Source organism: Chryseobacterium sp. VD8, from assembly GCF_037149975.1.
GTDB lineage: Bacteria > Bacteroidota > Bacteroidia > Flavobacteriales > Weeksellaceae > Chryseobacterium > Chryseobacterium indicum.
The window spans coordinates 1-11,604 of the sequence record NZ_JBBCQL010000145.1 but is presented as its reverse complement, the minus strand read 5'-3'; the positions used below and the strand labels follow the sequence as shown (position 1 = coordinate 11,604).

Sequence of the window (11,604 nt, the reverse complement as noted above, 5' to 3'; positions counted from 1 at the left end):
TATACTATTTATTTTTTCCTGTTGTACACCATTTTAACGCTTATTGTTGTGGTAAACGTATGTGTCGAAACGGGAGAAGCAGATCAGGAAGTTGCCATCCGGCATATTGAGAATCCTGTCGAAAAAACAGAAAAGTCCGGTCTTATAGCCAAGGACAGTGTATCAATTAACTTAAAAAATGAGAATAATGGAAAATAACGAGAATAAAAGAATCAGTATTCTAGTCGAAGAATCTGACCAGAAATCTGAAGATTTAATCAGTGGGAATGACAAATCCAAGCTGGAAAAATTAAAAAAGCCATTGATCTATCTTCTAATGGGAATTGTTTTCCTTGTCTGTCTATATCTGATTTTCAAACCATCGTCCGATAAGGATGAGAACAAAGATTCGGGCCTCAATGGTGCTGTTCCACAGGCAACAGAAATAGGTATGCAGTCCGATAAACAAAAAGCCTATGAGCAGGCAATGATGGACGAGAAAAACCAGCAAAAAAAGAATATGCTCACATCACTTTCCGATTATTGGAATAGTGACAGTACGATGCAGGCCGCCGATCCGAATTCAGGATTAAATGAGAATCCAACAAATAATCCATCAGGAAAGAGCTATCAGGCCGAAAGTCCGGCATTAAACTCCTATCGCAACGCACAGGCGACTTTAGGGTCATTTTATAACAGTAATGAAAATTATGAATCAAATGAACTTCGCAAAGAGATTGCAGGATTAAAAAGGCAACTTGATGAAAGGGATGCGAATCCTGCTCCCTTGACAGTTAATGACCAATTGCAGCTCATGGAAAAATCTTACCAGATGGCGTCCAAGTATCTTCCAAATAATGGTGGTGAGCAAAAAAAGTCAGACAGTACAGCCATTAGAAATACCGGAGGTCAGAAAACATCCTTTGTTGCTTTTTCGCCTATGCGTGCAAATGTGGTTTCTGCACTTTATCGTGAACCTTCAGATCGGGAGTTTTTGGAAAATATTAACGGAGAAAGAAACCGTGGATTCTACACTGTGGGTGTAACCCAACAGGCTACCAAAGTTAAGAATAGTATTCGGGCATGCATTCATGAAAACACAACCATTGTTGGTGAAGGAACCGTGAAATTGCGGCTTCTTGAAGATTCAAAGACTCCTGATTTCACTATTCCCTCCGGTTCTATTGTTACTGCCGGAGCAAAATTCAACAATGGACGTTTAAGCCTAAAGGTTTCTTCAATAGAATCCAGCGGCAATATTTTCCCGGTAGAAATCAATATTTATGATCTGGACGGTCAATTGGGGCTGAACGTGCCATATTCCGCTGAAATGAGTGCCGTCAATGAAATTGCTGCTAACATGAGCCAGTCTTCCGGTACTTCTATCATGATGAGCAGATCCGCAGGCCAGCAAATAGCGGGCGACCTCTCCCGTGGCCTGGTTCAAGGAGTTGCGGGCTATTTTTCAAAGAAAGTAAGAACACCCAAAGTAATGTTAAAGGCAGGTCATCAGGTCTTTTTAGTTTCAAAAAAATAATACTAATTCTTAAATCAAATAGAAATGAAATCGATCATTAAAAAAATATTAATAACGATTTGTGCAATGCTTGGTTTTGTTTATTCGCATGCACAAACAATTACAGACTCATTAAATCATCAGTTAGATTCAGAACACGTTGAGCCTTATCACATCACTGTAACGTATAATAAAACAACGCACCTTATCTTTCCATCTGCGATCCGTTATGTTGATCTGGGAAGTGAATTTCTCACTGCGGGAAAAGCTGATGATGCGGACAATGTATTACGGATCAAAGCAGCAGTGAAAGATTTTGAAGATGAATCCAATTTCTCAGTGATTACGGATGACGGAAAATTTTATAGCTTCAGTGTTTTTTACAGTTCTTATCCCGAGATCCTAACCTATAACCTTGATCCAATGGATAAATCCGTATCAAACTCCAGAGCCAATATACATCTGGAAGACCTGGGTTTTTCTCCTTATGTTCCCGATCAGCTCATGGAAGCTATCTATAAAAAAAACCGGAACAATATCAGGCACATTGCTTCCAGAAGTTTTGGAATTCTCTTTAGTCTGAAAGGGATTTACATATACCAGGGGAAATATTACTTTAATACGCAGATTCAGAATAAAACCAATGTTTCCTATCAGATAGACTTTATAAATTTTAAAATAGTCGATAAAAAAGTAGCAAAACGTACTGTATTTCAAGAGAAACCACTAAATATCGTACGGACTTACAGCGATATTGCCGAAGTTCCGGACAACAAAACGAGCCGTGAAGTTTATCTGCTGGATCAGTTCACACTTGATCATGATAAAATACTTGTAATTGAGCTTTTTGAAAAGAATGGTGGAAGGCATCAACGACTTGAAGTTGAAAATGAGGATCTACTCCGTGCAGTACTATTAAAGGATCTACCACTAAAAATTAAATAACAATCTTATTTAAAACGATATGAAAAAGATATTAAGCATATTCTTAATGGTTCTATTGCCATTTACGTCAATTTTGGCGCAACGATTACTACCTTATCAAAAAGGTTTACAGGTCACTGCTGGCATGTTTTCCAATGATCAGCCAAAGGACAATTATTTTGTGAATCTGGAGCTGACACAAAATCACAAAAAAGGAAACTATCATTTCTTTTCAGCAGAATATCAGCGTAGGACAACATTCTATACTGAAAACCCCATTCCGATTGAAACTTATTTATTATCGGGGGGATATAGTTTCCATGTTATAGGCTTACCAAATAAAATTGTGAATTTAAATTCAGCAGTTGAAGCCAGTGGTGGTTATCAGTTGGTCAATCACAACAAACTATTGCTAGCGGATGGTTCACAAATCAACAATGAAAGCAGTTTTGTGTACGGTGCCGGAGGCAGGCTGACCCTAGAGACATATCTGACCAATTTTATTATCCTATCCTTACAGGCCAGAGCGAAATACGTTTGGGGAACAAATTTTAATCAGTTCCGTCCTTCCGCGGGTATTGGCCTTCGTTTTAACCTTTAAATTTTATCTATATGAAAACATTCTTAGATACAAAATTCCAGTATAGCTGGTTCATTTTATTAATGAGTATTGGCTTATTATTTTCCTGTAAAAATGATGATCTTGATATTCAGCAGAACTTCCCATTTGAGGTTGTTGTCCTTCCTGTTAACAAAGCAATTGCAGTCGGCCAGACGGAGGCAATTTCCATGAAAATCAAAAATACAGGAAGTTTTTCTGGTGTTCAATATTTCTTCCGGTATTTTCAGTATGACGGAAATGGAAATCTGATCTATGAGATTGGGAAGACAGGGAAAAAAGCCTTTCTACCCAATAAAGTATACTTTCTTTCCGATGCCAAGAGTTCGGAGATCACCTTCTATTACACATCGCAATCCAATGTCCAGCAATCATTTGACATTTGGATACTCGATAATTTTGGCAATGAAAGACAATTGAGCTTTCAATTTAACAGTATTGATTAATTAATGTAATGGGACAGCTTAATGATCAAAGCTGTCTCATTTATTTTTCTCTCATTAAAACTTAACGATGACGATTTCAGAAAACGATTATTTGCTGACAATGGACTATCTAAAGAGAACACTTGATAAAGGTGACAAGTATTTAGCCTACGGTGATTGGATAACATTATGCACCCTTGAAGACCTGAAATCACTTCCCACTTTCCGAACTAATTATGATGCGACAGAATATTGTTTTGAAAACACCACGGATCGTGATTTTGTGGTTCAGTTATCGGTAGAATGGCTTTATAAAGCGATGCTGGAAGGCATAAAAGATCCTACCATACTTGTAAGAAAGGGAAACTTAATCGATGTGGAAATGACAGCTTTTTATTATGCTGACAAAGTGGAGAACGAACTAACAAAAATTGAAAAAAAGGAGATCAGTAATGAAAAAAATAACCCAAAAGAAAAAACTGTGGAGCATGTCGGACATTTTGAAAAAGAAAACCCAGTCACTCAGCAAAAAGATAAACAAGACAAAAGTCTTTCAGATCAGAAAAAGAACCGGAAACCGGAACGGAAAAGAGGAAGATTCAGATTATAGATTAAATCAGGATTGCAGGATTATCCGGTTGAGGAAATGAAAATTGGGTTGTTTCACACTGAAACAACCCAATTTTTTCTTAGTAATATCTTATGAAGAAAAAATTTTTTCGTATTTTTATGGAAACCGAAACACTGAATATGATACCGTTATTAGTTATGGGCATTGGCTTTTTAATTCTCGGACTGGCTTTACGTTATTGGATCAACAGGCGTAAATTCTACCGTCGTGGTCCCGCAGGCGCAGAAGGCTTTTCCAGTTATGAGCGATCCGTCATTGTAACCTTAGCAGAAAGATTTGGCAAATGGATAGCGTATGCACTGATCATTTTAGGTATTGGTTTTTTATGGACTGCAAGAACTTTCAAAAAAGATCAGGAAAGACGCCAAAAGAGTATTGAAGCCTATCAGAAATAAGCTATTTAAAAGCTAAAATTCCATATAATCCTATCCTTATATCTCCGGTCGTAGAAATACGACAATTTCTCAAAAATGTGGTATAAAATTTTGTCAGAAATTTTTATAGTTATATATTGGCTTACCAAGTCATTAATTATTAACCTATTAAAAACCGCTAATGAGTCATTTATTTAATCTTCAAATCACCTCTTGTTGAGGTATTCCCGCTAGTTTTCGCTACAATTACAAGCAAGTGAAATTAATGTAAATGGAACAGGGCCTACCTTTTTGTTTGCAGTTGTCCTCAAAGAATCCTACCCAAAGGATTATATTTTAATTAAACACAACCGAAAAAATTATTATCATGTTTCAAGAAGAAAAGGATCTTTCCCAAACCGGAAAGTATTCGGATAAGATGAATTATGAAAACGAATTCAAAAAAAATGTAAATATTGAAAACCTGAAAAGCGATGCTTTAAAAGCCCAAGATGCTATAAGTTCAGGAAACCAGATGTTTAATAAGCCGATAACTCCTAATGAGGCGGAAATTTCCAATAAAAAGATCTGGAGCAATCAACCGACTTCAAAAATTTTCAATGCCCATGCAATCCCGGAAAACGCAATTGCAGGTATTAATCGGGTTATAAATCTTGACATTCATGTTGAAGGTAAGCAAATCAGACATTTTAAACATTTTAGATTAAAACAGAAGGCATCTAACCATCATAAGTTTGAAATGGTTCTTGCCCACGATGCACTGGGGGATCCTGAAAACCATAATCTTGAAAACGCACAGGCTTTTCTAGGGAAAAGAATCACCGTTGTTTTTAAATATAAAGATGTGGATCAAAGCCCTGAGAGAAATTTTGTAGGTGTTATTACAGAGATTGGATTTAGTCAGGAAAAAGGCAGTTTAGGAGACATCGTTTTTAAGGGCTATAGTCCAACGATCCTATTAGATGCAGCTCCACATATACAAAGTTTTGGAGGTTCGCAACCGATAAGTTTGAACAGCGTTGCAAATGAAGTGATTAAAGAAGCCCTGGATCAAGGAAAATTTGATTTTCGTGTTGATTCTCAGCATGGTAATATTTCTTACAGTTGTCAATATGAGGAAACACATTTTAATTATCTGTCAAGAATCGCCGAGGCTTATGGTGAGCAGTTTTTTTATGATGGAGAGATTCTTCATTTTGGCAAATTGCCACCACAGGAGAAACCGATAAAATTGGTTTATGGAAGTAATTTAAGTGATGTAAAGATCAAAATGAAGGCACAGCATGTTAAACCAACTTTTTATGGTTACAATAGTAGTAAAGATGAAAAGTTTATCGGAAGCAGTTCAAAAATTACACATACTTCAGACATTGCAAAACGTGCTTATGAGATTTCAGAACGCACTTTTCAAACACCTTCTTTACGTGTTGCCCCTATCAAAGCGATATCTTTTATGGATATTGATGCTTCCCAAAGAGGTACGGCAGGGAGCAAAGCCGCTGAGGTACTCGTTACCTCTGGGAAAACAAGTTTGCCATTTCTTTATCCAGGATGCATAACGGATATAGAAATGCGAAAACCGGACTCCAATGAGACTACTTTTTTTACGAAATTAATGGTTATTGAAGCTCTTCATCAGGTAGATGCCAGAGGCTATTATGAAGGATCATTTAAAGCAATTGCCTCCGATACGGGCTTTCTTCCAAGACCGGAATATATCAATCCATTAGCGGAGCCCCAGTTTGCAAAAGTAATATCCAATACCGATCCACAAAATCAAGGAAGAGTACAGGTACAGCTTGACTGGCAAAAGGGCCAGGATACCACGGAGTTTATCCGCGTTATGTCACCAGATGCTGGAAGCAGCGATAAAGTTGGAAAAAACCGGGGATTTATGTCAATTCCGGAAGTTGGTGACCAGGTAATTGTCAATTATGTCCATCTGCATCCTGATCGGCCTTTTGTTATGGGAGGAATGTATCACGGTGGGATTGGCGCCGGAGGAGGAGAAGGAAATAATATCAAAAGTCTTAGTAGTAAAAGTGGAAATAAGCTAGAATTGAATGACGGTGAAGGATCTGTTTTCCTTACAGATCAAGGTGGTGCGAACATGAAATTTGATGGTGCCGGGAATGCGAACACCAATGCTACCAAGAATAAATCTGTTTCAGTTGGTGAAAAAAATACGGTAACTGTTGGAGATATCCACAAAACAGATGTTGGAAACGGTCAAAGTGTTCTTACCATGGGAAAAGATGGTGTTATTGATTTAAGTTCGCTGGAAAAGCTAACCTTAAAAGTTGGTGACAACAGTCTTGAAATTTCAACGGCAGGAATTAAGGTCAACGGAGCAAAAATAGAAATTACTGGTGAAGGTTCCTGGAGTGGTGGAAACGTATTTATTAATTAAGGTTATCTGAATGGAATATATAAATTTTAAGACCTTAAGTACTAAGAAATACCTTGTCAACATTACTAGCAATATGCTTTTAAATGGCATGATGAGTGAAACAGAAGTGGAATTAAGATGGATGCTTACACTTAAAGAAATAGGCTCCCACGATTATACATTTGAACTTATTACGCTTGATCACCGTATGGTCAAAGCGGATAATATGGGATACATAGAAATTCATAAAGTTGTCAGCCAATTACAAAAGGCTCTCAATGAAATCACTTTTACCGTAGATAAGCAAGGTACTCTTCTGCGGGTTAAAAATTTGGAACAGATAAAGGAACGATGGGAAGATGTTAAGGCTGAGACAATTGAATACAATAAGGCCAATACCTCATTGGTTGAGTTGTTTAAAATCCAAGATGAAGCTTTTGAAAAGGTTGGCGGTGTGGATGCAATGGTAAAGGCTATGGAATTTTTTGACATATATTTAAATAATATTTATGGCAGGGATTTTTTTGGAAGGATAAAAAAAAATATTCCTAATTTATTTAGGTCAGGTTTAATTCCTTTTGCCTTGGGATATGATGGGAACAAAAGTCCGGATGCGGAAAATATCTATACTATCAAGGTTGATGGATATCCGAATATAGTGGCAGAGAATCATCTGAAAGATTTATATGGTGGGTTCCCGATTTCAGATTTTGACGCTTTAAAACCGGTATATCTGTATAACGCACAATATAATATAGACCTATTGAGTGGCTTTATTATTGACGGGGAAGTGAATTTTTCTGAAGCTATCAATGATAAATTTGGAGGCGAAGTTCATTATAAAATTAGACTGTATGAGTGAATCAGGACAAACCGGCTATGTGGCATTGACCAGTGATATGTATTTTACATGTTCATCAGGTCTTGCTCCGGCAAAGATGTACCCGACGCAAACAAACCACGGGACAAAAGATAAATTCTATTATTTAGTTAAAGATGATACTGCAACACAACAGCTGGGCGATTTCTGTTGCCGCTGGACAGTGGTTATCGCTGCCGCGATAGCTGCAGCTGGCATTGTTACCGGAGGTGCGGCATTGGTTTTATTAGCGGCAGTCGCAGTGGCTGCAAGTGCTGCACTCTGTGGAGGTCTGGCAGCTCCTTTCAGAAAGTGGGTGGGTTACTCCACGTTAAATGCCTATGGACGTAAAGATGCGTATTCTTTAACTTCAAAATGCCAAATGACTTGCATTATAGGTGGCACGGTTACTTATGCAGAAGGAATTACGAGTACCTGGCAGGCTATGATCTACACTGCAAGAAACACTGGCTGGGCAGTTTTAGAAGGTGCTATGCTGGGTAAACTTGGATCAGCGGGCTTTGGTGCTTTCGCAGGAACCGCAACCCCCACAATGTCTACAGCATTGCTCAATTTTGCTTTTCTGAACGTTTCCGCAAGGGGAATTGCTGTTGTAGATCAGGTAGGCTTCGAGGGGATATTAAGAAATGGTAAAAGTCTAAGTGAAACAGGCGATGAAGTAATTTCAGGTTTAACGATGTTTGAGCAACCCTTTATTCAGATATACCAAAAAGCTACTGGCTCAAATCCACAACCGTTGAATTGGCAGGATTTCTATTATGCTGGATTATCACTGGTTGGGCAAAGAGCGATGGCTGAAAGTGCGAGGACAAACCCGAATATGGCGGTTGGAATTTACAAACAGGGAGCGCAGACAGTTAATGCATTGAAAAATGGTAAGCTTTTTGAGCGTGTCACTTTAGAGGGGAGATTTGGATTGCAATCACTTTTTGATAATCCGGTCTGGCGTGCCTTGTGGGAACAAGCCAAAGAAAACAAAAGAAACACGGGACAAGAAAATGCTTTTACTCGATACGAAGCAAATATGCGTAATAATAGACAGATGACAAATACAGAATTGAGGAATGCATTTTCAACGATTGAGCGAGAATTTAAAAAACTGGCTTCTGAACAGGGTGTAGACTTACCGGAAGGCCCAATACATCATACCAATTGGCCATTACAGCGTTATCCAGAGCATGCTACTGATCCTAAAAATTTATATCCAACCCAGAGTACTGACCAGCATTTGAACCAAATACATCCAGCAACTACTCAGGGTCCGCATCCAACCAGAGATCCGGTTAGTCCACAGCATGAAAAACCATTATATGAATATCCTCCTAGACCAATTGACGATAACGACTTAGATTAAGAAGAATGGAAGAATTATTAAATGAATTAAATTTAGGAAAGGAACTTAAATCATTGTATAAAGGTGAAATTCCGATTATTGATGAATATAGCATGTTTAGGTTTTATATTGAAGAAACAAATACAGGCTCATTTGCTCATCCACCGTTTCTCATACCTTTTATGTATAGTTATGACGCAGACCATTATCATGTGGGAATGGTTAAACACTGGTTTTCAGATAGAAAAATTAGTTTTGGTGATATGACAGATGGAGCTGGGTTTCAAACAAGTGAAATTGCTAGAAACGAGAAACAACTGTTTTCGCGATTGTTGTTTAACGAATTCGTAAACAGCGAGGATTGCATAGTTACCGAAAGACTAGAAAAATGTGCGGCACTCATGGGGTTAAGGAATCAGGATTTTTTAGAATTTCAACAAGCAAATCAGAACCACCAAGAAAATCCAGAATGTAATATATCGGTAATCAATACAAATAGACCACTTTCATGTGTAAACGAAAATGAAATTTATGATGGTCAATTTCCCTCTAACGATAAACTGATAATTTTGAGCAATGTTCCAAAGTCTTGTTACTTTGAAATCTTTCACAAAGAATGGATCGGGTATAATAAAGATAAGTCAAGTTTTTCCTTTTTTAAAAAAGATCCAAAATACAAACCAATCGAGGATATTCCCGAATGGCTTTTAGCAAATACAAATAAAAAAGAGCTATTTGAAAAGTATATTGTAAGTGGGGAGTATGACAAAGCCTGGTTCACAATTAATGGTATTGGCTTTACCCCTAAAGAAGTCGGAGAAAGATTACAGCGACTAAAACAAGTCTCTACTGAGAAAGCATTTCATTTATGGGCTGACTTCTGGTGTAGTAAATATGGTCACATGGATAGTTTCATATTCATATAAACAAATACTATATACTTCTTGGATCAGGTCTTATGGGCATTTTTGCACATCTTTGAACGTCTATTGATGGGCATCCATATTCAATGGTAACTCTACCTTCTATCAGGTATAATCCTTTTCCACGAAGGGGGAATTTGAGCAGGCTCTGTGTGAAATGCACGGTGTCTATAAAGTCACCGTTGTTATCCAGGAAGGTTCCAAATTTCATGGGTTTACCGGTTTTCGTCTTTACCCATTTTTCAGCTACCATATAGGCGACGATCCTTACCGTCTGACCTGCGAATAAGGACATATTATCGGCGCATGCATTACCTCGATAATTTGATTTTGCCAGATCAAAAATACTGCCCGAAACAGGAAAACCCATCAGTTCAATCTCATCATAAATATCTTCCAGCGGATCGGTAATGAGGACTGGAAGTTTCGGTTTTTCGTTTGAACTCTGGAAGAGTTGGCCCAACTGAAAGTTCATGTTTTTATTGGAATTAAGGATCAGATGTGCCTCCCACAGCAGTTCCTTTTTATCAACGTCAAGAAATCCGAAGGCTCCGCAACGTATCAGAATGATGATCTGTTCAAGCCCTGCTCCTGTCCTTTGATTGAAATCTTCAATCCCCAGATACGGGCCATTTTTCTTCCGTTCTTCTGAGATCGACTGTGCCAGTTTTGTTTCCAGATTCAAAATACAGTCAAAACCAAGGTAGATATCTTTACCAATTATTGAGGTATCGAATATACTTCTGTTTATACAGGGCAGACAAATATTAGCGCCTGCTTTTTTTGCTTCGTTCACATACACTTCACGGTCATAGAAACCGCCATGATTATTCAGCACTGCAACCATAAATTCAAGCGGATAGTAAGTCTTCAAAAAAAGGCTTTGGTAACTCTCCACGGCAAAAGATGCGGAGTGCGCTTTATTAAACGAATATCCGGCAAAGCTTTCCATCTGCCGCCATACTTCACGGGATATTTCTTCCGGATAATTCTGGTTCCTGCAATGGGAGAAAAATTTATCTTCAATTTCGAGCATATGATTCTTATTTCGGTATTTGCCGGACATCATTCTACGCAGTACGTCCGCATCAGCCAGATCCAATCCCCCAAAGCGGTGACCGATCTTCATTACATCTTCTTGATATACCATTACACCATAGGTATCTTCGAGTTCCTGTTTAAATGCCGGATGGATATACTCAACTTTTTCAGGGTTTAGATGCCTTTCAATAAAAGTCCCCATCATTCCCGACGACGCTACTCCGGGTCTAATTATTGAACTTGCAGCGACAAGCGTCAAATAATCATCGCATTTCAATTTACTTATGAGCTGCCTCATTGCCGGGGATTCAATATAGAAGCATCCGACGGTATGGGCTGACCTTAGCTGATCTGCAATCTTTGGATCGTTAAAGAAACGTTTAGGATCGGAAGTTTCGATGGCTTCGCCCCTATTGGTTCTAACGATTTCCCTGCAATCCTCAATATGTCCGATTCCTCTCTGTGATAAAATATCAAATTTTTCAAACCCTATTTCCTCGGCAACATACATATCAAACTGCATTGTCGGCAGGTTTTTGGGCGGATAATCCAGCGCAGAATAGCAGGTCA

11 protein-coding genes and 1 pseudogene are annotated in these 11,604 nt (G+C 38.2%); 11 read left to right on the top strand and 1 reads right to left on the bottom strand.

Annotated features, from left to right (window positions below; genetic code table 11):
- The 11 genes and pseudogenes from WFK35_RS15120 to WFK35_RS15070 form a co-directional block, all read left to right on the top strand.
- Positions 1–198, top strand: a pseudogene (locus WFK35_RS15120) (nitrogen regulatory IIA protein); the annotation flags it as partial.
- Positions 188–1,516 carry a conjugative transposon protein TraM gene (gene traM / locus WFK35_RS15115; RefSeq protein WP_048506330.1) on the top strand — a complete coding sequence of 443 codons (1,329 nt, stop codon included), beginning with the start codon at positions 188–190 and terminating at the stop codon, positions 1,514–1,516. The pseudogene WFK35_RS15120 and the gene traM, both read left to right, overlap by 11 nt.
- Positions 1,517–1,540: 24 nt before the next feature.
- A complete protein-coding gene (gene traN, locus WFK35_RS15110; protein ID WP_048506331.1) occupies positions 1,541–2,440 on the top strand; it encodes a conjugative transposon protein TraN in 900 nt (299 codons plus the stop codon).
- Between the two features lie 19 nt (positions 2,441–2,459).
- On the top strand, positions 2,460–3,020 hold the full coding sequence (locus tag WFK35_RS15105) for a conjugal transfer protein TraO (RefSeq protein ID WP_074941782.1): 561 nt from the start codon (positions 2,460–2,462) through the stop codon (positions 3,018–3,020).
- An 11-nt stretch (positions 3,021–3,031) separates the two neighbouring features.
- Positions 3,032–3,484 carry a TraQ conjugal transfer family protein gene (locus WFK35_RS15100; RefSeq protein WP_048506333.1) on the top strand — a complete coding sequence of 151 codons (453 nt, stop codon included), beginning with the start codon at positions 3,032–3,034 and terminating at the stop codon, positions 3,482–3,484.
- Positions 3,485–3,551: 67 nt separating this feature from the next.
- Positions 3,552–4,073: a hypothetical protein gene (locus tag WFK35_RS15095; RefSeq protein ID WP_048506334.1), complete on the top strand. Its 522-nt coding sequence runs from the start codon at positions 3,552–3,554 to the stop codon at positions 4,071–4,073.
- Between the two features lie 119 nt (positions 4,074–4,192).
- Positions 4,193–4,489, top strand: a complete 297-nt coding sequence (locus WFK35_RS15090) for a molybdenum ABC transporter permease (protein WP_317041211.1) — start codon at positions 4,193–4,195, stop codon at positions 4,487–4,489.
- A 346-nt stretch (positions 4,490–4,835) separates the two neighbouring features.
- Positions 4,836–6,878 carry a type VI secretion system Vgr family protein gene (locus WFK35_RS15085; RefSeq protein ID WP_073060396.1) on the top strand — a complete coding sequence of 681 codons (2,043 nt, stop codon included), beginning with the start codon at positions 4,836–4,838 and terminating at the stop codon, positions 6,876–6,878.
- Between the two features lie 10 nt (positions 6,879–6,888).
- Positions 6,889–7,719 (top strand): hypothetical protein, encoded by an 831-nt coding sequence (locus WFK35_RS15080; protein WP_048506335.1) that lies wholly within the window; start codon positions 6,889–6,891, stop codon positions 7,717–7,719.
- Positions 7,712–9,091 carry a hypothetical protein gene (locus tag WFK35_RS15075; RefSeq protein WP_074941779.1) on the top strand — a complete coding sequence of 460 codons (1,380 nt, stop codon included), beginning with the start codon at positions 7,712–7,714 and terminating at the stop codon, positions 9,089–9,091. Before WFK35_RS15080 ends, WFK35_RS15075 begins: the two co-directional genes overlap by 8 nt.
- A gap of 5 nt (positions 9,092–9,096) precedes the next feature.
- Positions 9,097–9,996 carry a hypothetical protein gene (locus WFK35_RS15070; protein ID WP_048506337.1) on the top strand — a complete coding sequence of 300 codons (900 nt, stop codon included), beginning with the start codon at positions 9,097–9,099 and terminating at the stop codon, positions 9,994–9,996.
- Between the two features lie 7 nt (positions 9,997–10,003).
- Here the strand turns inward: WFK35_RS15070 and WFK35_RS15065 are convergent, their stop codons facing one another.
- Positions 10,004–11,545 (bottom strand): helix-hairpin-helix domain-containing protein, encoded by a 1,542-nt coding sequence (locus tag WFK35_RS15065; protein ID WP_336733299.1) that lies wholly within the window; start codon positions 11,543–11,545, stop codon positions 10,004–10,006.
- Positions 11,546–11,604 lie beyond the last annotated feature (59 nt).